This window comes from Variovorax sp. GW822-FHT04A09 (assembly GCF_058801005.1).
In genome coordinates this window covers 391,541-414,665 of sequence record NZ_JBXAMV010000001.1, presented here as the reverse complement: position 1 = coordinate 414,665, position 23,125 = coordinate 391,541, and the positions used below count along the sequence as shown (strand labels likewise).

At 67.5% G+C, this 23,125-nt stretch carries 21 protein-coding genes and 1 tRNA gene; 12 read left to right on the top strand and 10 right to left on the bottom strand.

Annotated features, from left to right (window positions below):
- Positions 1–10 precede the first annotated feature (10 nt).
- Genes AC1RLW_RS01770 through gmd form a run of 10 tightly spaced genes read left to right on the top strand, consistent with a single transcriptional unit; the run spans position 11 to position 11,419 of the window.
- Entirely contained in the window at positions 11–1,324 is a 1,314-nt protein-coding gene (locus AC1RLW_RS01770; RefSeq protein ID WP_493192060.1) for a hypothetical protein, read from the top strand.
- Positions 1,325–1,348: 24 nt separating this feature from the next.
- Complete coding sequence (locus tag AC1RLW_RS01765) at positions 1,349–2,440, top strand: glycosyltransferase (protein WP_493192059.1); 1,092 nt, start codon at positions 1,349–1,351, stop codon at positions 2,438–2,440.
- Positions 2,437–3,390 carry a hypothetical protein gene (locus AC1RLW_RS01760; protein WP_493192058.1) on the top strand — a complete coding sequence of 318 codons (954 nt, stop codon included), beginning with the start codon at positions 2,437–2,439 and terminating at the stop codon, positions 3,388–3,390. The genes AC1RLW_RS01765 and AC1RLW_RS01760 overlap by 4 nt, the downstream gene beginning before the upstream one ends.
- A 25-nt stretch (positions 3,391–3,415) precedes the next feature.
- Complete coding sequence (locus tag AC1RLW_RS01755) at positions 3,416–4,372, top strand: hypothetical protein (protein ID WP_493192057.1); 957 nt, start codon at positions 3,416–3,418, stop codon at positions 4,370–4,372.
- Complete coding sequence (locus AC1RLW_RS01750; RefSeq protein ID WP_493192056.1) at positions 4,369–5,637, top strand: polysaccharide biosynthesis protein; 1,269 nt, start codon at positions 4,369–4,371, stop codon at positions 5,635–5,637. The genes AC1RLW_RS01755 and AC1RLW_RS01750 overlap by 4 nt, the downstream gene beginning before the upstream one ends.
- Positions 5,634–6,905 (top strand): glycosyltransferase WbuB, encoded by a 1,272-nt coding sequence (locus AC1RLW_RS01745; protein WP_493192055.1) that lies wholly within the window; start codon positions 5,634–5,636, stop codon positions 6,903–6,905. Before AC1RLW_RS01750 ends, AC1RLW_RS01745 begins: the two co-directional genes overlap by 4 nt.
- Positions 6,902–8,011: a UDP-glucose 4-epimerase GalE gene (gene galE / locus AC1RLW_RS01740; RefSeq protein WP_139704945.1), complete on the top strand. Its 1,110-nt coding sequence runs from the start codon at positions 6,902–6,904 to the stop codon at positions 8,009–8,011. Before AC1RLW_RS01745 ends, galE begins: the two co-directional genes overlap by 4 nt.
- A 40-nt stretch (positions 8,012–8,051) precedes the next feature.
- Entirely contained in the window at positions 8,052–8,798 is a 747-nt protein-coding gene (locus tag AC1RLW_RS01735) for a LuxR C-terminal-related transcriptional regulator (protein WP_070061303.1), read from the top strand.
- A 60-nt stretch (positions 8,799–8,858) separates the two neighbouring features.
- Positions 8,859–10,346: a mannose-1-phosphate guanylyltransferase/mannose-6-phosphate isomerase gene (locus AC1RLW_RS01730; protein WP_139704947.1), complete on the top strand. Its 1,488-nt coding sequence runs from the start codon at positions 8,859–8,861 to the stop codon at positions 10,344–10,346.
- A gap of 35 nt (positions 10,347–10,381) precedes the next feature.
- Positions 10,382–11,419, top strand: a complete 1,038-nt coding sequence (gmd, locus tag AC1RLW_RS01725) for a GDP-mannose 4,6-dehydratase (RefSeq protein ID WP_493192054.1) — start codon at positions 10,382–10,384, stop codon at positions 11,417–11,419.
- A gap of 120 nt (positions 11,420–11,539) precedes the next feature.
- Here gmd and AC1RLW_RS01720 read toward each other — a convergent pair.
- The 10 genes from AC1RLW_RS01720 to uvrB form a co-directional block, all read right to left on the bottom strand.
- Positions 11,540–11,614, bottom strand: a tRNA-Val gene (locus tag AC1RLW_RS01720).
- Between the two features lie 75 nt (positions 11,615–11,689).
- The gene (dnaQ, locus tag AC1RLW_RS01715) at positions 11,690–12,397 is read right to left on the bottom strand and encodes a DNA polymerase III subunit epsilon (protein ID WP_070061050.1); all 708 of its coding nucleotides are present in this window, start codon (positions 12,395–12,397) and stop codon (positions 11,690–11,692) included.
- Positions 12,397–12,735, bottom strand: a complete 339-nt coding sequence (gene fdx / locus AC1RLW_RS01710; RefSeq protein ID WP_062473234.1) for an ISC system 2Fe-2S type ferredoxin — start codon at positions 12,733–12,735, stop codon at positions 12,397–12,399. The genes dnaQ and fdx overlap by 1 nt, the downstream gene beginning before the upstream one ends.
- Before the next feature lie 13 nt (positions 12,736–12,748).
- A complete protein-coding gene (gene hscA / locus AC1RLW_RS01705) occupies positions 12,749–14,611 on the bottom strand; it encodes a Fe-S protein assembly chaperone HscA (RefSeq protein ID WP_493192053.1) in 1,863 nt (620 codons plus the stop codon).
- Positions 14,612–14,617: 6 nt separating this feature from the next.
- A complete protein-coding gene (hscB, locus tag AC1RLW_RS01700) occupies positions 14,618–15,136 on the bottom strand; it encodes a Fe-S protein assembly co-chaperone HscB (RefSeq protein ID WP_493192052.1) in 519 nt (172 codons plus the stop codon).
- A 63-nt stretch (positions 15,137–15,199) separates the two neighbouring features.
- Positions 15,200–15,523, bottom strand: coding sequence for an iron-sulfur cluster assembly protein IscA (iscA, locus tag AC1RLW_RS01695; RefSeq protein ID WP_007828190.1), 324 nt, complete (start codon positions 15,521–15,523; stop codon positions 15,200–15,202).
- A gap of 1 nt (position 15,524) precedes the next feature.
- Positions 15,525–15,947 (bottom strand): Fe-S cluster assembly scaffold IscU, encoded by a 423-nt coding sequence (iscU, locus tag AC1RLW_RS01690; protein ID WP_070061054.1) that lies wholly within the window; start codon positions 15,945–15,947, stop codon positions 15,525–15,527.
- A 50-nt stretch (positions 15,948–15,997) separates the two neighbouring features.
- Complete coding sequence (locus tag AC1RLW_RS01685; protein WP_062473230.1) at positions 15,998–17,218, bottom strand: IscS subfamily cysteine desulfurase; 1,221 nt, start codon at positions 17,216–17,218, stop codon at positions 15,998–16,000.
- Between the two features lie 88 nt (positions 17,219–17,306).
- On the bottom strand, positions 17,307–17,843 hold the full coding sequence (gene iscR / locus AC1RLW_RS01680; RefSeq protein ID WP_056580055.1) for a Fe-S cluster assembly transcriptional regulator IscR: 537 nt from the start codon (positions 17,841–17,843) through the stop codon (positions 17,307–17,309).
- A 238-nt stretch (positions 17,844–18,081) separates the two neighbouring features.
- A complete protein-coding gene (uvrB, locus tag AC1RLW_RS01675; RefSeq protein ID WP_493192051.1) occupies positions 18,082–20,199 on the bottom strand; it encodes an excinuclease ABC subunit UvrB in 2,118 nt (705 codons plus the stop codon).
- Between the two features lie 105 nt (positions 20,200–20,304).
- Between uvrB and AC1RLW_RS01670 the strand changes: the two genes are divergently transcribed.
- A complete protein-coding gene (locus tag AC1RLW_RS01670; RefSeq protein ID WP_493192050.1) occupies positions 20,305–21,501 on the top strand; it encodes an amino acid aminotransferase in 1,197 nt (398 codons plus the stop codon).
- A gap of 155 nt (positions 21,502–21,656) precedes the next feature.
- A complete protein-coding gene (locus AC1RLW_RS01665) occupies positions 21,657–23,117 on the top strand; it encodes a polyhydroxyalkanoate depolymerase (protein ID WP_492727417.1) in 1,461 nt (486 codons plus the stop codon).
- Positions 23,118–23,125 lie beyond the last annotated feature (8 nt).

Below are 23,125 nucleotides of genomic sequence, written 5' to 3'. Positions count from 1 at the left end.
GGACCTCGCCATGAGAACCCTCGTCTTCTGGTCCGGCATCGTCTGCGCCGCGCTGTGCGGGCTGATCGATCCTGTCTGGGGCTACGGGGTGGTGTTCGTGCTGACGGTGGTGCAGCTGTCGATGCTGGGCACCGCCAGCGACAGCGTGTTCCTGCTGATCCACTACACGGCGGTTCTCATCTACTTCTCGCTGGCGCCGGCGATGCAGATCGCGACCGACACCGACTTCTGGGAGGTCGGCATCGTCGGGCAGGCCGCGCACACGCAGGGGCTGATGCTCGTGCTGCTGTACATGGCCGGCGTGGAGGCCGCACGGCTGGGCCTGCCCGAGCCGTCTACCGCGCCCCGGCTGGCGCGCCGCGCACTCGGCGCCGGCGTCGCCCACCCCTTCCTGCTGCTGGCCTGCCTGGAGGTGGCGTTCGCCATGCTCTTCCTGCGCCCCGACATGAACTTCACGGCGCGCGGCGTGATTTCCGAAGAGGAGGCCGCGCCGGTCCAGTACATCGTCTATTCCACGCTGCCCAAGCTCATGGTGCTGCTGTGCTGCGTGGCGCTCGCGATCCACGCCACACGCCAGCGCACGCTGTGGGCCTGGTGCGTCGCGGGCCTCGCGTTCGCACTGGCCGCCATCGCCGCCAACCCGGTCAACACGGCGCGCCAGGTCATCCTGATCGGGCTGCTGCCGCTGCTCATCCATGCCCTGGGGCGGCGCCACCGGTGGACGCTCGCCGCCGTGATCTTCGGCGCCATCGCGGGCCTGGGGCCGGTGCTGAACCTGATTTCGCGGGACGCCATGTGGGGCGCGGAGCTGGCGTCGTACCCCTTCAGCCAGGACTTCGACGCGATGTTCGTCGTCGCGGGCATCCTGGAGCGCGCGCCCTCGCCCGACCTCGGCTACGGGCGCTACCTGCTCTCGGCCTTCTCCTTCATCCTGCCGCGCGAACTGAAGATGTTCCCGGGCTACGACCCGCTCGGCTGGCCGGCCGTGCTGGGCAACTTCTCGCAGAGCAACCTGTCGCTGCCGCCCTTCACCACCGCCTACTTCGACTTCGGACTGGCGGGCCCGGCCCTGCTGGGCTTCGCGGTCTCGGCGCTCTTTCGCCTCGTCGACAAGGCTGTCGATCCGCAACGCACGCTGACGGCCGGCTACCTGTGCGCGCTGGTGCTGCTGGCGGCCTACGTGCCGTTCCTGCGCGGGCCGATCCTGGGCTGGGGACCGTTCGCCGTCTCGGGGCTGGTCGCGGCCGTCGTCGCCGGCAGCCTCGCTGCGTGGTTCCGCAGGCCGGCCCCCCGCCCGGCGCGCGCCAGCCTGCCGACCGCATGAGAACGCACGCACGCAGGAGCGACCATGGCCACCTACCTCTTCTACGACACGATCCGGCTCAACGCGTCGGCGGGTGGGGTGCTGAACGTGTCCGAGGTGCTGCTCGAGAGCATGCGCGACGCGCCGGGCCACGAGGTGCAGCCGATCAGCGAGCGCCATCCGTACCTGTACGCGGCCGCACGGCGGCTGAAGATCAGCCGCTTCATCCTCGACACGCTGCTCTACAACGTCCACCTGGTGCACGGATGGCTGCACGGGGAGCGCGTGTACTCGCTGTTCCCGAACTACTTCCTGCCTTTCTCGCTGCTGGCGCCCTTCGGCCGCCATCGGGATTCGATCGTGGTGGTGCACGACGTGCAGTACAAGTCGTACCCGCAGTACTTCAGCGCGCGCAAGCGCCTCTGGCTCGACTGGAACCTGCACCGCGTCGCACGCAGCGCCGCCGACGTGGTCTTCATCAGCCGCAGCAGCCAGGAAGATTTCGAGCGGCACTTCAGGCGCTGCGAGCACCCGGCAGTGATCTTCAATCCCGTGGATGCGGGTGCCGTCGCCGCTAGCGCCGACAGCACGGCAGCGCCTGACGGGCGCTACCTGATCGCGGCCTACCACTACTACCCGCACAAGAACTTCGAGGGCATCCTGAAGCTCTTCGTGCGCATGAAGCGCCAGGGCCTGGTCGACTACCTCGACATCACCGGCAACGGCGCCAAGGAGGTCGAACGCATGATCTCGGCCATGGCGCCCGCGTTCCGCGGCTGCGTGCGGCACCGGGGGCTGGTGTCGCGGGACGAGCTCCTGCGGCTGTATCGGGGCGCGACGGCCTTCATCTCGCTGTCCACCTTCGAGGGCTTCAACCTGTCGGCCGCCGAGGCGGCCACGCTGGGCGTGCCGCTGCTGCTCTCGGACCTTCCGGTGCACCGCGAGCTCTTCGCGGGCTACGCGTTCTTCATCGGCAATGAATTCGTCGGCCTCGGCGGCATCGAGCGCTACCTGGCCGCCCACCAGCGCACGCGCCCCGCATGGTCGCTCTCGCGGGCCTGCACGCCGGGCGCGGTGGCCGCGAGTTACCTCAGGCTGAAGCGCGGCGACGCGTCGCTGGCGAGGGCCACGCCATGACGAACCGCGCACGCTCCCTGCTTCGCACGCTCGCGGTGCTGGCGCTCGGGCTGGCCGGGTGGGCGCAGCCCGCCGTCGCAGCACTTCCCGAAACGCAGGGCGTACCCGGCTTCGGCGTGATGGTGCATTACCTGCCGGACAAGCAGTCCATCGCCGCCATCGGGCGCTTCGACGTCGACGCCTTCGCCGCGTCGCTCGCCGAGATGCGCGCCAGCCATCTCATCCTGACGCTCGGGCAGAACAACGGCCAGTTCATCGCGCCGAACGCCGCGCTCGAAGCGCTGTGCCCGCGCAGCGCCGCGCACCGTTCGCCGCGCGACCTGCCGATGGAGATCGGCCGCGCGCTGCGGCGCCACGGCATCGCGCTGATCCTCTACCTGCCCTTCCGCGCGCCGCAAGGGGATGCCTACCTGATGGAGTGCCTGGGCGATGTCTCCGAACAGCTGCCGCCGCCGCAGCGCTTCATCGCGGCCTGGTCGGCCGTGATCGACAGCTGGTCGCAGCACTACGGCCCACTCGCCACGGGCTGGTGGTTCGACGGTGTCTACAACACGACGGGCATGACGACGCGCGACTGGGACCGGTTCTGCGCGGCCGCGCGCAGCGGCGCACCCACCCGGTGGCTGGCCTTCAATGCCGGCGAGGGGGCGGCGCGCTTCAGTCTCAAGAGCGCGCCGTGCCAGAACCTCATGGCGGGCGAGTACCTGCAGCCCGCCGCACGCCTGGCCTCACCGCCCTCCGAACTCCGGCTGCATGTGCTGACGCCGCTGGGCGCCTCCTGGGCCCAACCGAGTGCGCCGCGCTTCTCTGCGACGCAGCTGCGCAGCTGGATCGGCGACGCGAACGCGCGGGGCGGAATGCTCACGCTCGACATGCCGCTGGACGCCGACTTCCACTTTCTCCCCGCCCACGTCGCGCTGGTACGCAGCGCCACCGCGGCGCGGCCCTGACCCGTACCAACCCGCTTGCCCGACCATGGACCACGCCCTCCCCTTCATCGTTGTGGAAGACCGCCAGAACACGGCCCTGCGCCTGTGCTGCGAATCCGCGGCCATGGCGCAGGAGCAGCTAGTCGTCCTGTCGGACACCGACGCCGGACCGGCATACGAACGCTTCTGCCAGGCCTATGTGCACCTGTCGAGCAACACGCCGGCGTTCGAGAAGATCTGCTTCCGGCGCTACTTCCTCCTGGCGAACCACCTGGCGGCGCACCCCGACTGCCGCGCCTTCGTGCTGATCGACAGCGACGTGCTGCTGTTTCGCGGCGTCGGCGCCCACATTGCGCGCCTGGTGGGCAGTGCCGATTTCTCGGGCTCCAGCATCCTGCCCACCGACGGCTGGAACCCCTGCCAGATCTCGCCGCACGTGAGCTACTGGACGGCGGCCGGCCTGCAGGACTTCGTCGCCTGCCTCCTGCGCATGTACAGCACGCCCTCGGGCCTGCACCAGCTGCGCGAGATCGCCGAGCGCTTCGCGACCCGCAGCGTGCGCGGGGGAGTGTCCGACATGACGCTGCTGTACCTGTGGGCGCAGGCCAGCGGCAACACGGTGCCGATCAACCGGGTGTTCGACGGCCAGGTGATCGACCACAACGTCAACGGCGGCACCAACCACTTCGTGCGCGAGTTCCGCGTGCGCGGCGGCGCCAAGCGCCTGGCCTTCGTCGACGGCCAGCCCTGCCTGCAGACGCCAGTGGGCGAGACGGTGCGCGTGCTCGCGCTGCACTTCCAGGGCGCCGCCAAGCTGGCGATGCAGCCCGCGCTGCATCGCCGCGTGTACACCGTTGCGATGCTCACCTGGGCACTGCAGATGGCGCGCCGGGCCAAGAACAACGCGCACCGGATCGCGTCGCGCGCGCGCCGCATGGCCGACACCCTGGGCTTTGCAGACGCGCCAACGCCGAAGCACCCCGCGGACGGGAGCACGCCATGAAGCACGCCGCCGGCACCTCGTTCGCCCTGCCCGGCGCCCGCCTGGCGCAGCGCCTGGGCCTGGGGGCGCTCGCGTCGCGGCTGTATGTGTACCTGTCGGGTTTCCTGGCGATCTTCCTGATCGCGGCGCAGGTGGCGCCCGCGCGCTTCGGCGAGTACTCCGTCTACCAGTCGGTGCTCGAAGTGGCGCTGGTCGTGGGCACGCTGGGCAGTTCGCTGCTGTTCTCGCGCAATGCCGCAAGCGTGCCGCCCCGGGTGACGCGCGGCGACCTGGTGCGCACGCTGGCGATCGGGCTGCCGCTGGCCGCACTGCTCGCGGCCGGCGTCGTGGGGGCGCAGCGCCTGCCGGTGGCCGGCGCGCCCTTCATGCTGATCGTGCTGTCGCTCGCGGTCTTCGCCTTCAACAGCCTGCGCCTGTCGTACAGCCGGGGCCTGGGCCATGCGGGCCTGCTCAACCTGGAGTCGGGCGTGCGCGCGACCGTGCTGGTGCTGGGCGTGGCGACGCTCGCTGCGCTCGGCCTGGAGATCGGCGTGGCGCACCTGCTCGCCATCAATCTGCTGGCCTTGGTGCTCGTGGGCGCGGCCATCTTCCTGCCGGCGAACGGCGCGGCGCCGCCGGCCGGGCCGCCCGTGCTGGCGCTCGCGTCGCAGGCCAGCGCCACGGTGTATGCGCTGCTGACCTTCCTGCTGCGCAAGTCGGACCTGCTGCTCGTGGCGCTCTTCATGCCGCTGGGCTACGTGGGCGCGTTCAAGCTGGCCTTCCTTCTCGCGGAGGCGCCTTCGCAGTTCGTGCAGGCCTTTCTCGTCACGAAGACGCCGGCGATGCTGGACGCCAACGCGGCCAACCTGACGATCGAGAAGCTGCGGCTGGCGCGGCATTCGTTCCTGCTCGGCTGCGTGCTCTTCGTGGGGCTGGCGGGGCTGATGGCGGTGGCCGCGCCGCTGCTGAAGCTCGGCCCCGAGGCGCGCGACATCTTCGTGTGCATCGCGCCGTACTTCCTGCTGAGGACCTACACGGTCCACCACGAAACGATGCTCTCGCTGAACGCCACGATGGGCTCGCTCGGGTGGTGGACGCTGCTGGAGTTCGCGCTGCGGCTGGCTTCGTATGGCGTCGTCATCTCGCTCTTTCCCGACAAGCCGCACTACGTCTTCTTCATCGCCTTCGTCACCGACTTCGTGCTGTACGAGCTGCGCATGCGCGCGCTGTTCGGCTTCTTTCCGATCGTGCGCCTGCTGCGCCCGGCCCTGGGGAGGTCGCCGTGAAGATCCTGCTGTACTCGATGAACTTCGCGCCCGAGCTGGCCGGCATCGGCAAGTACTCGGGCGAGATGGCCGACTGGCTCCAGGCCCGGGGCCACGACGTGCGCGTGATCGCGGCACCGCCCTTCTTCCCGCACTGGGCGGTGTTCGAGGGACATTCGGCCTGGGCCTACCGCAAGACCACCGGGCGCAACGGCCTCACGGTCTGGCGCGCGCCCACCTGGGTGCCTTCGCAGCCGCGTGCGCTGGCGCGCGTGGCGCACCTGTGCTCGTTCATGCTGTCGAGCCTGCCGCTGCTGCTGGCGCAGGCGCGCTGGAAGCCCGACCTTGTATTCGTCGTGGAGCCGCCTCTTTTCTGCGCGCCCGCGGTGCTGTGCTTCGCGAAGCTGCTCGGCATCAGGTCGTGGCTGCACATCCAGGACTTCGAAGTCGATGCGGCGTTCGGCCTGGGCCTCGTGCGCGGCGCTGGCGTGCGGCGTGTCGCGCTGTCGCTCGAGCGATGGCTGCTGGCGAGGTTCGACCGCGTGTCGACCATTTCGGCGGCCATGGTCGACAAGGCCAGGAGCAAGGGCATCGGCGAAGGCCGGCTGGTTCTCTTTCCGAACTGGGTGGACGTCTCGGCGATCCGTCCGGTCTCCGGTGCAACCGACGGCTACAGGGTCGAACTGGGCATTGCGCCCGATGCCGTGGTCGTGCTCTATGCGGGCAGCCTGGGCGCCAAGCAGGGCATCGGGCTGCTGGCCGACGCGGCGGGCCTGCTGGCCGACCAGCAGAACATTCACTTCGTCATCTGCGGCAACGGCCCGAGCCGCGACCCGCTGATGTCGGCCTGCGCCGGCCTGGACCGCGTGCACTTTCTCGACCTGCAGCCCGCCGAACGGCTCAACGAATTGCTGGGCATGGCCGACATCCACGTGCTGCCGCAGCGCGCCGATGCCGCCGACCTCGTGATGCCCTCGAAGCTGGCCGGCATGTTCGCGAGCGGCAAGGCCGTGATCGCCACGGCGCACCCCGGCACCGAACTCGCCCGCGTGGTCGCGGACCGTGGCTTCGTGGTGCCCCCGGGCGAAGCGGCCGTGCTGGCCGACGCGATCGCGCAGCTCGCGTGCTCGCCGGGCCTGCGCCAAGCGCTCGGTGCGGCGGGCCGCGCGTTCGCGCAGACGGAACTCGACCAGGACGCCATCCTGTCGCGCCTCGAACAAGAGCTGCTTCGCTGCGTGGCGGACCGAGGCACGGCCACGCCAACCCCACTGCGCGAGTCCCAACCATGACCCACTCAAAGATTCTGGTGACGGGTGGCGCCGGCTTCGTCGGAAGCCACGCCTGCGTGGCGTTGATCGCGGCCGGCTACCTGCCGGTGGTGCTGGACACGCTGGTCAACAGCGACCCGCGTTCGCTGGAGCGCGTGGCACGCATCTGCGGCGTGCAGCCGCAGCTGGTGCGCGGCGACGTGCGCGACGCAGCGGTGCTCGACCGCGTGTTCGCCGAGCACGGGGTCGACGCGGTGCTGCATCTCGCGGGGCTGAAGGCGGTCAGCCGCTCGGTGAGCGACCCGCTCGGCTACTACGACGTCAACGTGGCGGGCAGCCTCGCGCTGGCGCGGGCCATGGAGCGTGCCGGCGTGCGCACGCTGATCTTCTCGTCCTCGGCCACGGTCTACGGCGACATCCCGCGCTCGCCGATCCGGGAAAGCGCGTCGTACGCGGCCGTCAACCCCTACGGGCGCTCCAAGGTGATGGTGGAGCGGATGCTCGCGGACCTCGCCCGCTCCGATCCGCGCTGGGGCATCGCGTGCCTGCGTTTCTTCAACCCCATCGGCGCGCACGAGAGCGGCCTGCTGGGCGAACACCCGCAGGGACCGCCCGACAACCTGGTGCCGTATGTCTCGCAGGTCGCGGTGGGCGAGCGCGGGCACGTCGTCGTGCACGGCAACGACTACGAGACGCACGACGGCACCGGTGTGCGCGACTACGTGCACGTGATGGACGTGGCCGAAGGCCATGTGGCGGCCCTGCGGTACGCGACGCTGCATCGGGGCCTGCTCACGGTGAACCTGGGCACGGGGCACGGCGCCTCGGTGCTCGACGTGATCGCGGCCTTCGAACGCGCATGCGGGCACCGCATCGCGGTGCACATCGGTCCGCGCCGTCCCGGCGACGCCCCGGCCTACTGGGCGGACGTGCAGCACGCCCAGGACCGGCTCGGCTGGCGCGCGCAGCGCAGCCTGGACCAGATGTGCGCCGACAGCTGGCGCTGGCAGCTGGCGAACCCGCGCGGCTTCGACGAACCGGTGCCGGGCTTCCCGGTCCGCGCCGCCGACGGCGCCGCACCGACCGCCGTCCCTCACTCACTTCAACCGGGGCAAGAACATGGCTGAAAACACGCTCACACCCTCTGGCGACCCCACCCCCGCCGTGATGGCGCCGCGCCGCCCGGGCCCGTCCGCCCCCGTGTGCGCGCCCGCCGCGAGGCTGTGGCCGGACTTCATGACGGGCCAGGAAAAATCGCCGGTGCGCGTGCTGCTCATCGACGACGACGAGTACATGCGCCGGGTGATCGCCCAGGAGTTGCTGTCGGACCTGCGCATCCAGCTCGAAGGCCAGGCCGACAGCATCCGCGAGGGGCGCAAGCTGCTGGCCACGCATGCGTTCGACGTGCTGATGGTCGACCTGCGGCTCAGCGACGGCATGGGCTTCGAGCTGATCGCCGAGGCGCGCCGTCACCATGGCAACGGCGAGATCATCGTGATCTCCGCGCTCGAGGACGATGCCCACGTGCTGCGCGCCTTCGAGCTGGGCGCCACAGGCTATCTGCTGAAGAACGCCTGGCTGCAGAGCTTTGCCGACGCCGTGCTGCACGTGGTGAACGGCGGCGCCGTCATCACGCCGCGGCTCGCGCGGCGCCTGCTGCACCGCCTGAACCACCAGCCCCGCGAGCCACAGCCCGCCGACGACGCATCGCCGCCGCGCGACACGACGCTGACACCGCGCGAGAGCCAGGTCCTTCGCCACGTGGCGTCGGGCTACGTCTCGGCGGAGATCGGCGCCAAGCTCGGCATCACCGGCCAGACGGTCAACGTGCACATCAAGAGCATCTACAAGAAGCTGCATGTGCATTCGCGCGCCCAGGCGGTGAACCTCGCCGTTCACACGGGCCTGATCTGAGCGGCACGCCCTCGAAGCGATCCGGTTCATCACCCACTGCACACACAAAGGCTGGTCACCATGAACACCCCCACCATTCATCCCGTGGTCCTGTGCGGCGGCAGCGGCACGCGGTTGTGGCCGCTGTCGCGCAAGGCCTTTCCCAAGCAGTTCGCACCGATCGTGGGCAACAAGAGCCTGCTGCACCTCACGCTCGAACGGCTCGCCACGCTGAACCGGACGATCACCTGCGTCGCGTCGGAAGAGCATCGCTTCCTGGTGCGCGAGGCGATCGAGAACGCGCACGCGCAGGGCCGCCAGATCCTCGAGCCCGTGCCCCGCAACACGGCCGCCGCGATGGCCGCGGCAGCCCTGCTGGCCGAGCCCGACGACCTGCTGCTCTTTGCGCCCGCGGACCACCACATTCCCGACGTGGCGCTGTTCGAAGCCACGATGCGCAGCGGCGTCGAAGCAGCCCTGGCGGGCAAGATCGTCACCTTCGGCATCGCGCCCAGCTTTCCGAGCACGGCCTACGGGTACATCGAGGCGGCCGGGGCCACGGGCCATGGCCCCAGCCACGCGGTGGCGCGCTTCGTCGAGAAGCCGACGGCGGCGGTGGCGCAAACGCTGATCCTGCAGGGCAACTACTGCTGGAACGCGGGCATCTTCCTGGTCCAGGCGCGCACGCTGGTCGCGGCCCTGCGCACGCATGCGCCCGACATCCTCGCCACCTGCGAACGCGCGACCGCCGCGGTGTCGGTCGACGGCAGCTTCGTGCGGCTGGACCGCGAGGCCTTCGAAGGCTGCCGCAGCGACAGCATCGACTACGCGGTGCTCGAAAAGCACGCCGACGTCGCGGTGGTGCGCTTCGAGGGCGCCTGGAGCGACGTAGGCAGCTGGAACGCGGTGGCCCAGCTGCACCCGGCCGACGAGGCGGGCAACCGCGTGAGCGGCGCGGGCAGCGTGCTGAACTCGCGCAACACCTTCGTCCATGCGCCGCACCGGCCGGTGGTGGCGCTGGGCACCGAGGACCTGATCATCGTGGACACGCCGGACGCCGTGCTGGTCGCGGGCGCGGACTGCGCCGAACAGGTGGCCGAGGTGGTGCGCATGCTGGCGCGCGAGGGCACGGTCGAGGCCACCGAGCATCGCCGCGTGGTGCGGCCCTGGGGCGCCTACGACAGCATCGACACCGGCGAGCGCTTCCAGGTGAAGCACCTGACCGTCAAGCCCGGCGGCAAGCTGTCGCTGCAGATGCACCACCACCGCGCCGAGCACTGGATCGTCGTCAAGGGCACGGCCAAGGCCACGCGCGGCGGCGAAGTGCTGCTGGTGCGGGAGAACGAGTCGATCTACCTGCCCTCGGGCACCATCCATCGGCTGGAGAACCCCGGCAAGACGATGCTGGAAGTGATCGAGGTGCAGACCGGCAGCTACCTCGGCGAAGACGACATCGTGCGCTTCGATGACACCTACGGCCGCTGCCCCGCGGCCGAGAAGCGCGAAGCGCTCGCGCTGCAAGCGGCCCTGCAGCCCACGGCCGAACGCGGCGTCGATGCGCCGGCCTGACCCGTCCCTTCCCTTCCTCTCACCTCATTGAAGCCATGAAAAAACGTGCTGTCGTCACTGGCATTACCGGACAGGACGGGGCGTACCTGGCCGAGCTGCTGCTGGGCAAGGGCTACACCGTCTACGGAACCTTCCGCCGAACCAGTTCGGTGAACTTCTGGCGCATCGAGTCGCTCGGCATCCAGGACCATCCGGAGCTTCATCTCGTGGAGTACGACCTGACGGACCTGGGCAGTTCGATCACGCTCATTCGCGATGCGCAGCCCGACGAGGTCTACAACCTGGCGGCGCAGAGCTACGTGGGCGCGAGCTTCAACCAGCCCGAAGCCACCACGAACATCAACGGGCTGGGCACCCTTCACCTGCTCGACGCGATCCGCCTGACGGACCGCGGGATCCGGTACTACCAGGCCTCGACGTCGGAGATGTTCGGCAATGTGCAGGCCATTCCGCAGAAGGAAGACACGCCCTTCTATCCCCGCAGCCCGTACGGCGTCTCCAAGCTCTTCGCCCACTGGATGACGATGAACTACCGCGAGAGCTACGGGCTCTTCGCTTGCTGCGGCATCCTCTTCAACCACGAGAGCCCGTTGCGCGGCCGCGAATTCGTGACGCGCAAGGTCACCGACGCGGCGGCCAAGATCAGGCTCGGCAAGCTCGATGTGCTCACGCTGGGCAACATGGACGCCAAGCGCGACTGGGGCTATGCGAAGGAATACGTCGATGGCATGTGGCGCATGCTGCAGGCCGACAAGCCGGACAACTACGTGCTCGCCACCAACCGCACGGAAACCGTGCGGGATTTCGTCGACATGGCGTTCAGGGCCGCGGGCTACGAACTCCGGTTCGAAGGGTCGGCGCAGGAAGAGGTCGCCATCGACCGCGAGAGCGGCAAGGTCCTCGTGAGGGTCGACCCGAAGTTCTATCGCCCGGCGGAGGTGGAACTGCTCATCGGCGATGCGTCGCATGCCAGGAAGACGCTGGGCTGGGAGCCCCGGACGACGCTGGAGGAGCTGTGCGCGATGATGGTGGAGGCCGACCTGCGGCGCAACCGCGAAGGCCGCTCCTTCTGAGCGCGGCAGACCCGTCCTGAATGGCATCGGGATTTGCGCGGGACCAACAAAAACGGCACCCGAAGGTGCCGCCTGAAACGAAAACGGCACCTGATGGTGCCGTCTGTCGTAGGTCTGAAATGGTGGGCGGTGGAGGCTTCGAACCTCCGACCCCAGCAGTGTGAATGCTGTGCTCTACCCCTGAGCTAACCGCCCTGAGACACTGCTTTTGAGTTCAGTGTCTTGAACACGTATCGCGTTGTGCGAAGCCTCAGATTATGCCATAGCTTTTCAGCCGTTTTGGCGAAATAAAGTTTTTCCGCCGCTGGATTTGTCGAGTTGCGACAACACGGCCTCGTGCGCGCTGAGTTCGTGCTCGGCCGCCGCGATCACCGGCAGCTCGAACTGGCTCAGGTCGATGGCCACGACCGTCGTGCCCTGCGCGGGCTCGTTCGAGGCCACGTCGATCAGCAGGGCGTCCTGCCCGCGCGTGAGGTTGATGTAGACGTCGGCGAGCAGCTGCGCGTCGAGCTTGGCGCCGTGGAAGGTGCGGTTCGAGCGGTCGACACCGAAGCGGTCGCACAGCGCGTCGAGCGAATTGCGCTTGCCCGGGTAGACCAGCTTGGCCATGGCCAGCGTGTCGGTCACTTCGCTCACGAAGGTCTTGAGCGGCGGCAGGCCGGCGCGCTCGAATTCCTTGTTGAGGAAGCCGACGTCGAAGGCCGCGTTGTGGATGATCAGCTCGGCGTCGCGCAGGTACTCGATGATGTCCTTGCCCAGCGTGGCGAACTTCGGCTTGTCGCGCAGGAAGTCGGTGGTCAGGCCGTGGACCTTGAGCGCGTCCTCGTGGCTCTCGCGCTCCGGGTTGAAGTAGATGTGCAAGTCGTTGCCGGTGAGCTTGCGCGCGAACAGCTCCACGCAGCCCAGCTCGATGATGCGGTCGCCGTTTTCGGCAGAGAGCCCCGTGGTTTCCGTATCGAGAACGATCTGGCGCGACATCAGTGGTTTTCCTTGGCGTGGTTGATCGAGTACTTCGGAATCTCGATCGTCACATTCTCCTGCGCCAGGATCGACTGGCAGCTCAGGCGCGATTGCGGCTCCAGGCCCCAGGCGCGGTCGAGCAAATCTTCTTCGCCCTCTTCCGCTTCGTTCAGCGAGTCGAAGCCCGCGCGCACGATCACGTGGCAGGTGGTGCAGGCGCAGCTCATCTCGCAGGCATGCTCGATGTTGATGTCGTTGTCGAGCAGGGCCTCGCAGATCGAGGTGCCGGCGGGCGCGGTGATCTCGGCGCCTTGCGGGCAGTACTCGGGATGCGGGTAGATCTTGATCGTGGGCATGAAATGGTTCTGTCTACAGGGATTCGACCTTGCGGCCCGCGAGCGCGCGTGCAATGCCCGCGTTCATGCGCTGGGCGGCGAAGGCTTCGGTGTCGTTGGCCAGCGCCTTCGTGGCGGCTTCGATCGCGGCAGCTTCGTTGCTGCTCTTGGCAACTTCACGCAGCCGCGCCATCGAGGCGTCGATGGCAGCGCGTTCTTCGGCGCTCAGAAGGTCGCCGTCGGCATCGAGCGCGCTCTGCGTGGCCAGCAGCATGCGGTCGGCATCGACGCGCGATTCCACCAGCGCACGGGCCTGCATGTCCTGCTGGGCGGTGGAGAAGCTTTCCTGCAACATGGTCGCGATCTGGTCGTCCGACAGGCCGTACGACGGCTTGACCGCCACGCTGGCCTCGACGCCGCTGCCCTGCTCCTTGGCGCTCACGCTCAGCAGGCCGTCGGCGTCGACGGTGAAGGTCACGCGGATGCGCGCCGCGCCGGCCGCCATCGGCGGGATGCCGCGCAGCGTGAAGCGCGCGAGGCTGCGGCAGTCGGACACGAGGTCGCGCTCGCCCTGCACCACGTGCAACGCCAACGCGGTCTGGCCGTCCTGGTAGGTGGTGAAGTCCTGCGCCATCGCGGTCGGGATGGTCTGGTTGCGCGGCACGATGCGCTCGACCAGGCCGCCCATGGTCTCGATGCCGAGCGACAGCGGGATCACGTCGAGCAGCAGCAACTCGCCCGCACCGTTGTTGCCGGCCAGCTGGTTGGCCTGGATCGCGGCGCCGAGCGCCACGACCTCGTCGGGGTTCAGGTTGATCAGCGGCTCGCGGCCGAAATAGGCGGCCACCGCGCTGCGGATCTGCGGCATGCGCGTGGAGCCGCCGACGAGCACGATGCCCTGCAACGCTTCGGGCTTGAGCTTCGCGTCGCGCAACGCCTTGCGCACGGCCGCGAGGGTGCGGTCGGTGAGCGCCTGCGTGGCGGCGAAGAACTGCGCGCGCGTCAGCGTGAACTCGGCCTTGCCGCCCGCCAGCGCGGCGCTGAAGAGGGTCGACTCGGCATCGGTCAGTGCTTCCTTGGCGGCACGCGCGGCCACGAGCATCGCGGCACGGTCGTTGTCGCTGCCGGCCTGGCGGCCGGTCTGCGCGAGCACGAAATCGGCGATGGCATGGTCGTAGTCGTCGCCGCCCAAGGCCGAGTCGCCACCCGTGGCGATCACTTCGAACACGCCCTGCGTGAGCCGCAGGATCGAGATGTCGAAGGTGCCGCCGCCCAGGTCGTAGACCGCGTAGACGCCTTCGCTGGCATTGTCCAGGCCGTAGGCAATGGCGGCGGCCGTCGGCTCGCTGATGAGGCGCAGCACGTTCAGGCCCGCGAGCTGCGCAGCGTCCTTGGTCGCCTGGCGCTGGCCTTCGTCGAAGTAGGCCGGCACGGTGATGACGGCGCCGTAGAGCTCGTCGTCGAAGGTGTCTTCGGCACGGTAGCGCAGCGTGGCCAGGATCTCGGCGCTGATCTCGACGGGCGACTTCTCGCCGGCCGAGGTCTGCACCTTGACCATGCCGCCGTCGTCACCGCCGATGCGGTACGACATGGCGTCGCGGTTCGCGATGTCGGACAAGCCGCGGCCCATGAGCCGCTTGACCGAGGTGATGGTGTTGGCGGGGTCCTGCGCGCGCGCGGCCACGGCGTCGAAGCCGATCTGGCGGCGGTCGCCGTCCAGGTAGCGCACGGCCGAGGGCAGCAGCACGCGGCCCTGGTCGTCGGGCAGGCACTCGGCCACGCCATTGCGCACCGAGGCCACCAGCGAATGCGTGGTGCCCAGGTCGATGCCCACGGCGATGCGGCGCTGGTGCGGGTCGGGCGCCTGGCCGGGTTCGGAAATCTGAAGAAGAGCCATAAGGGCTTATTGTCCCAACTGATCGAGTTTTGTTTCGACGTCCTGGCTGAAGCGCTCAATGAACATGAGGGCTCTCACCTGCTGCACGGCGCCGGGGTAGTCGCCCTTCTCGTCGATCAGCCAGTCGAGTGACGAGAGTGCGCGGGCGCGCGTGGTTTCGACGTCCTCCTGCAGCACCTCGACGGCGGCGATGTCGCGGGCGTCGTCGAGCGCTTCGCGCCATTCCATCTGCTGCATCAGAAAGGCACCCGGCATCGCCGTGTTGTTCTCCGCATTCAGCGGTGCGCCGTTGAGTTCGCAGATGTAGCTCGCGCGGCGGATCGGGTCTTTCAACCGCTGGTAGGCCTCGTTGATGCGCACCGACCACTGCATGGCCACGCGCTGCGCGGCGGCACCCTGCGCGGCAAAGCGGTCCGGGTGCACCTCACGCTGCAGCTCCTTCCAGCGCGCGTCGAGCACGGCGCGGTCCTGCGCGAAGGTCGCCGGGACGGCGAACAGTTGGAAGTCAGTGTCGTTCAGATTCATGGCAAGAAAAAACCGCCAGCACATGACATGGTGGCGGCTGTGGTCGCGGTCAGCGACGACGCATCAGATGCGAAAACTTTCGCCGCAGCCGCAGCGGTCGCGTTCGTTCGGGTTGATGAACTTGAAGCCCTCGTTCAGGCCTTCGCGCACGAAGTCGAGCTGCGTGCCATCGATGTAGGCCAGGCTCTTCGGATCGACCAGCACCTTCACGCCGTGGTCTTCGAACACCACGTCTTCAGGCGTGAACTCGTCGACGTACTCGAGCTTGTAGGCCAGGCCCGAGCAGCCGGTGGTCTTCACGCCCAGCCGCACGCCCACGCCCTTGCCCCGTTTGCCGAGGTAGCGGGTGACGTGGCGCGCAGCGGCTTCGGTCAGCGTGACGGCCATCTCAGTGAACAGCAGCTTCGGCGGTCGACTCGGTGGTCTTGGCGCCGTGCTTCGCCTTGTAGTCGCTCACGGCCGCCTTGATGGCGTCTTCCGCGAGGATCGAGCAGTGGATCTTGACCGGCGGCAGTGCCAGTTCTTCGGCAATTTGCGCGTTCTTGAGGGCTGCCGCTTCGTCGAGCGTCTTGCCCTTGACCCATTCGGTCACGAGCGACGACGAGGCGATGGCCGAGCCGCAGCCGTAGGTCTTGAAGCGTGCGTCTTCGATCACGCCGGTTTCGGGGTTGACCTTGATCTGCAGCTTCATCACGTCGCCGCAAGCCGGTGCGCCGACCATGCCGGTGCCTACCGAGTCGTCGCCCTTTTCGAAGGAACCGACGTTGCGGGGATTTTCGTAGTGGTCGATGACCTTGGAAGAATATGCCATGGTGTACCTCTCAAACTTTGTTCAATCGTGGAGCCTTGGGCTGGCCTGGGTCAGTGGGCCGACCACTGGATCGTGCTGATGTCGACGCCGTCCTGGAACATCTCCCACAGGGGGCTCAGCTCGCGCAGCTTGGCGACGTTGTGCTTGATGGTCGAGATGGCGTAGTCGATTTCTTCTTCGGTCGTGAAACGGCCGATGGTCATGCGCAGGCTGCTGTGGGCCAGCTCGTCGCTGCGGCCCAGGGCGCGCAGCACATAACTGGGCTCCAGGCTGGCCGAGGTGCAGGCCGAACCCGACGACACCGCCAGGCCCTTGATGCCCATGATCAACGACTCGCCTTCGACGTAGTTGAAGCTCATGTTCAGGTTGTGCGGAACGCGGCGCTCGAGGTCGCCGTTGATGAAGACCTGTTCGACATCCTTCAGGCCGTCGAGCAGGCGCTTCTGCAGGCGGGCCGCATGGGCGATGTCGTCCTTCATCTCGAGCTTGGCGATGCGGTAGGCCTCGCCCATGCCGACGATCTGGTGCGTGGGCAGCGTGCCCGAGCGCATGCCGCGCTCATGGCCACCGCCGTGCATCTGCGCTTCGAGGCGGATGCGCGGCTTGCGGCGCACGTACAGCGCGCCGATGCCCTTGGGGCCGTAGGTCTTGTGCGACGCCAAGCTCATCAGGTCGATGGGCAGCTTCGTGATGTCGATGTCGATCTTGCCGGTGGCCTGGGCCGAGTCGACGTGGAAGATCACGCCCTTTTCGCGGCAGGCATTGCCCAGCGCGACCACGTCCTGGATCACGCCGATTTCGTTGTTCACGAACAGCACGCTGGCCAGGATGGTGTCGGGGCGGATGGCCGCCTTGAACTTCTCGAGATCGACGAGGCCGTTTTCCTCGACGTCGAGGTAGGTCACTTCGAAGCCCTGGCGCTCGAGTTCGCGCATGGTGTCGAGCACGGCCTTGTGCTCGGTCTTCAGGGTGATCAGGTGCTTGCCCTTGCCCTTGTAGAAGTGGGCCGCGCCCTTGAGCGCCAGGTTGATCGACTCGGTGGCGCCCGACGACCAGACGATCTCACGCGGGTCGGCGTTGATCAGGTCGGCCACCTGGCCGCGCGCCTTCTCGACCGCTTCTTCGGCTTCCCAGCCCCAGGCGTGGCTGCGCGATGCCGGGTTGCCGAAATGTTCGCGCAACCAGGGAATCATGGCGTCGACCACACGCGGGTCGACCGGCGTGGTGGCGCCGTAATCGAGATAGATCGGGAAATGAGGAGTGACGTCCATGGCTGGCTCGGGCTGGCGTGGGGGGTTGTGTTCTGGGATCAGGGCAAACTCAAGGCGATGCCCGCAGGCATCGCCGGACTCATCGGGGTCAGGACTTCGCGAAGACGTTGCCGAGGGCGAAGACCGAATTCGGTGCGTTCACGCGGATGGGCTTGACCACCGGCTGGGCCGAGATGGCGCGCTTGACGACCGGCTTGTTCTCGATCTGCACGCCCTTGGCGATCTGGTCGTCGACCAGCTTCTGCAGCGTGACGGAGTCGAGGAACTCGACCATGCGCTGGTTCAGCGAGGCCCAGAGTTCGTGCGTCATGCAGCGACCCTGCTCACCGAGGCAGTTTTCCTTGCCGCCGCACTGCGTGGCATCGATCGGCTCGTCGACGGACACGATGATGTCGGCGACCGTGATGTCCGCCGCCTTGCGTCCGAGGCTGTAGCCGCCGCCGGGGCCGCGGGTCGATTCGACCAGCTCGTGGCGGCGCAGTTTGCCGAACAGCTGTTCGAGGTACGACAACGAAATCTGCTGCCGCTGGCTGATCGCAGCCAGCGTGACCGGACCGGTGTTCTGACGCAACGCCAGATCGATCATTGCTGTGACCGCAAAACGGCCTTTGGTAGTGAGACGCATCGCAAGCTCCTTCAAGTGCTTACCGTTGAAATGACACCACAGCCTTGGGCCGCGGTGACTTCGTCTCCGCCCTGCCCGACCCCGACGCTGGTGAACCAGCCGGTAGGAGTCGGTCCTTCATCGCGAAGTTCTTTGTTGTTGAGTATTTCGGTCAAGTATAGCAGAAGCCCCTGAGATCTGCTCGGGTAAACCCCAGCGCGGCTCGCTTGAAGAAAGCGAACTTATGGCCTAGCCGAAATCAGGACGCCAAACCGGCGATGTTGTCGCCGCCCGACGCCCCGAACGCCTGCTCGCGCAGCAGCGCCAGCTGGTCGCGCACCCGGGCCGCCTTTTCGAACTCGAGGTTGCGGGCGTGCTCCAGCATCTGCTTCTCGAGCCGCTTGATTTCCCGGGCGATGTCCTTCTCGCTCATGTCCTCGACCTTGGCACGTTCCAGGTCGAGCTTGGCCATTTCCTTGCCGGTCTTCTCGCTGTAGACGCCGTCGATCAGGTCGCGCACCTGCTTCACGATGCTGCGCGGCGTGATGCCGTTCGCCTCGTTGTGAGCGATCTGCCGGGTGCGGCGGCGCTCGGTTTCACCGATGGCCTTCTTCATCGACTCGGTCATCCGGTCGGCATAAAGAATGGCCTTGCCGTTCAGGTTGCGCGCCGCACGGCCGATGGTCTGGATCAGCGAGCGCTCGGCACGCAGGAAGCCTTCCTTGTCGGCATCGAGGATCGCCACCAGCGACACCTCGGGAATGTCCAGCCCCTCGCGCAGCAGGTTGATGCCCACCAGCACGTCGAAGGAGCCCAGGCGCAGGTCGCGCAGGATTTCCACCCGCTCGACCGTGTCGACGTCGCTGTGCAGGTAGCGCACCTTCACGCCGTTGTCGCTCAGGTAGTCGGTGAGCTGCTCGGCCATGCGCTTGGTCAGCGTGGTGATCAGCACGCGCTCGTTCTTCTCGACGCGGATGCGGATCTCGCCCAGCACGTCGTCCACCTGGTGCGTGGCGGGGCGCACCTCGACCTCGGGGTCGATCAACCCGGTCGGCCGCACCAGCTGCTCGACGATGTTGCCGGCATGGTCCTTCTCGTACTGCGCGGGCGTGGCCGACACGAAGATGCACTGGCGCACCCGCTTCTCAAACTCCTCGAGCTTGAGCGGCCGGTTGTCCAGCGCGCTCGGCAGGCGAAAGCCGTACTCGACCAGCGTGACCTTGCGCGCCCGGTCGCCGTTGTACATGGCGCTGAGCTGGCCCATCATCTGGTGGCTCTCGTCGAGGAACATCAACGAGTCCTTCGGCATGTAGTCGGTGAGCGTCGCCGGCGGGTCGCCAGGCTCCGCGCCCGAAAGGTGCCGCGTGTAGTTCTCGATGCCCTTGCAGTGGCCGATTTCGGCCAGCATTTCGAGGTCGAAGCGCGTGCGCTGCTCCAGCCGCTGCGCCTCGACCAGCTTGCCCGCGCCAGTCAGTTCCTTGAGCCGGCCGGCCAGCTCGATCTTGATGGTTTCGACCGCCGCCAGCACCTTGTCGCGCGGCGTCACGTAGTGGCTCGACGGGTACACCGTGAAGCGCGGCACCTTCTGGCGGATGCGCCCGGTGAGCGGGTCGAACAGCTGCAGCGACTCGATCTCGTCGTCGAACAGCTCGAAGCGGATCGCCAGCTCGCTGTGCTCGGCCGGAAACACGTCGATGGTGTCGCCGCGCACCCGGAACGTGCCGCGGGCAAAGTCCTGCTCGTTGCGCGTGTACTGCATGCGGATGAGCCGCGAGATCAGGTCGCGCTGGCCGACCTTGTCGCCCACGCGGGCGATCAGCCGCATCTCCATGTAGTCCTCGGGCGTGCCGATGCCGTAGATGGCGCTCACCGTGGCCACGATCACCGTGTCGCGCCGCTCCAGCACGCTCTTGGTGGCCGACAGGCGCATCTGCTCGATGTGTTCGTTGATCGAGGAATCTTTCTCGATGAACAGGTCGCGCTGCGGCACGTAGGCCTCGGGCTGGTAGTAGTCGTAGTAGCTCACGAAGTACTCGACGGCGTTCTTCGGGAAGAACTCGCGGAACTCGCTGTAGAGCTGCGCCGCCAGCGTCTTGTTGGGCGCGAACACGATGGCCGGGCGGCCCAGCCGGGCGATCACGTTGGCCATGGTGAAAGTCTTGCCCGAGCCCGTCACGCCCAGCAGCGTCTGGTACACCTCGCCGTCGAGCACCCCGGCCACCAGGCCGTCGATGGCCGCGGGCTGGTCGCCTGCCGGCGGATAAGGCTGGAACAGCTCGAACGGCGAGTCGGGATAGCGGATGAATTCGCCCTGTTTCGCCGGCCCGATCGGGTCGACTTTCTTCAGGTCTGCTATGGCTTCGGTGTTCTCTGGCATGGCTGTTCCCGACAGGTGGCGTGGCGCCGGTAAAATTCAAGGCAACCGGAAAGGATAAAGCCTCCTCCGGTTGCCAGCGAAGCTTTCATCCCAAAGGACCTTTCCATGTCTATGTTCACCGCGGTCGAAATGGCGCCGCGCGACCCGATCCTCGGCCTCAACGAGCAATTTGCAGCCGACACCAACCCCCACAAGGTCAATCTCGGCGTCGGCGTGTATTACGACGACAACGGCAAGCTGCCCCTGCTCCAGTGCGTGCAGGCCGCAGAGCAGAACATGATGAAGGCCCCCTCGGCCCGCGGCTACCTGCCGATCGACGGCATCGTGGCCTACGACAACGCCGTCAAGGGCCTGGTCTTCGGCCCCGACAGCGAGCCCGTCACCTCGGGCCGCGTGGCCACCATCCAGGCCATCGGCGGCACCGGCGGCCTGAAGGTCGGCGCCGACTTCCTCAAGAAGCTCAACCCCAACGCCACCGTGCTGATCAGCGACCCGAGCTGGGAAAACCACCGTGCGCTGTTCACCAACGCCGGCTTCACGGTCGAGAGCTACCCCTACTACGACGCCGCCCAGCGCGGCATCAACTTCGACGGCATGCTGGCCGCCCTGAACGCGGCACCGGCCGGCACCATCGTCGTGCTGCACGCCTGCTGCCACAACCCGACCGGCTACGACATCACGCCCGAGCAATGGGACCAGGTCGTTGCGGCCGTCAAGGCCAAGGGCCTGGTGCCCTTCCTCGACATGGCCTACCAGGGCTTCGGCTACGGTCTGAAGGAAGACGGCGCGGCCGTCGCCAAGTTCGTCGACGCCGGCCTGACCTTCTTCGTCTCGACCTCGTTCTCCAAGAGCTTCAGCCTGTACGGCGAACGCGTCGGCGCCCTGTCGGTGCTGTGCGAAAACAAGGAAGAAGCCGGCCGCGTGCTGTCGCAACTCAAGATCGCCATCCGCACCAACTACAGCAACCCGCCGATCCACGGTGGCGCCGTGGTGGCCGCGGTGCTCGGCACCCCCGAGCTGCGCGCCCTGTGGGAAAAGGAACTGGGCGAGATGCGCGTGCGCATCAAGGCCATGCGCCAGAAGCTGGTCGACGGCTTGAAGGCCGCCGGCGTGAAGGAAGACATGGGCTTCATCACCACCCAGATCGGCATGTTCAGCTACTCGGGCCTGAGCAAGGACCAGATGGTGCGCCTGCGCAACGAGTTCGGCGTGTACGGCACCGACACCGGCCGCATGTGCGTCGCCGCGCTCAACAGCAAGAACATCGACTACGTCTGCGCGTCGATTGCGAAGGTCATCTAGGTGACAACCGGGTGTGAGTGAATCGACTTTTTGACGATTCGTTCACATTCGGCCACAGAAGGCGAATCCAGCCCGCTCCGGGCTAGGGTTCGGCCCCCTGCGCCGCGGCAAATGCACTGATATATTGCACTGCAACATCCACTCAAAGACCCGCGATGCTCTATCAACTCTACGAAGCCCAGCGTTCCCTGATGGAGCCCTTCTCGGACTTCGCCCAGGCCGCCTCCAAGCTCTACGGTCCCGGCGCCGTCTGGAGCCAACTGCCGATGGCACAGCGCATGGCCGCCGGCTATGACCTGCTGTACCGACTGGGCAAGGACTACGAGAAGCCCGAGTTCAACATCAAGTCCGTCAAGGTCGACGGCGAGGAGGTCGTGATCCAGGAGGCCGTCGAGCTCGACAAGCCCTTCTGCGAACTGCGCCGCTTCAAGCGCTTCACCGACGAACCGCACATCCTCAAGACACTCAAGAGCCAGCCCGTGGTGCTGATCGTGGCGCCGCTGTCGGGCCACTACGCCACGCTGCTGCGCGACACCGTGCGCACCATGCTGCAGGACCACAAGGTCTACATCACCGACTGGAAGAACGCGCGCCTGGTGCCGCTGTCCGACGGCGAGTTCCACCTGGACGACTACATCAACTACGTGCAGGAGTTCATCCGCCGCCTGCAGGCCGAGTACGGCAACTGCCACGTCGTGAGCGTGTGCCAGCCCACCGTGCCGGTGCTGGCGGCCGTGTCGCTCATGGCCAGCCGCGGCGAGCCCCTGCCCCTCACGATGACCATGATGGGCGGCCCGATCGACGCGCGCAAATCGCCCACGGCCGTGAACAACCTCGCGACCAACAAGAGCTTCGAGTGGTTCGAGAACAACGTGATCTACCGCGTGCCGCAAGGCTTCCCGGGCGCGGGCCGCAAGGTCTACCCGGGCTTCCTGCAGCACACGGGCTTCGTGGCCATGAACCCCGACCGCCACGCCAGCAGCCACTACGACTACTTCAAGGACCTGATCAAGGGTGACGACGCCAGCGCCGAAGCCCACCGCAAGTTCTACGACGAGTACAACGCCGTGCTCGACATGGACGCGGACTACTACCTCGAAACCATCCGCACCGTGTTCCAGGACTTCGACCTGGTCAACGGCACCTGGGACGTGAAGAGCCCCGCCGGCCAGGTGGAGCGCGTGCGTCCGCAGGACATCCACGCCACCGCCCTGCTCACCGTCGAAGGCGAACTCGACGACATCTCCGGCTCGGGCCAGACCCAGGCCGCGCACAGCCTGTGCACCGGCATCGCCGATGCCAAGCGTGAGCACTACGAGGTCAAGGGCGCGGGCCATTACGGCATCTTCAGCGGCCGCCGCTGGCGCGACCTGGTCTACCCGAAGGTGCGCAACTTCATCGCCGCCAGCGACGAGCCCCAGCGCCGCGCCGGCGCGCGCGAAGAGCTGCCGGCCGAAGACCGCATCAAGCCGGGCCAGAAGCTGAAGGCTGTGGCCACCGCTGCGGCCCGCAAGACGCCGGTCGCCGCCAAGAAGGCCGTCGCCGTGAAGGCCGCGCCGGCCGCCAAGAAGCCGGCCGCAGCGGCAAAGAAGCCCCGCGCCAGCGCCGCGCGCTGAGCCGCGCG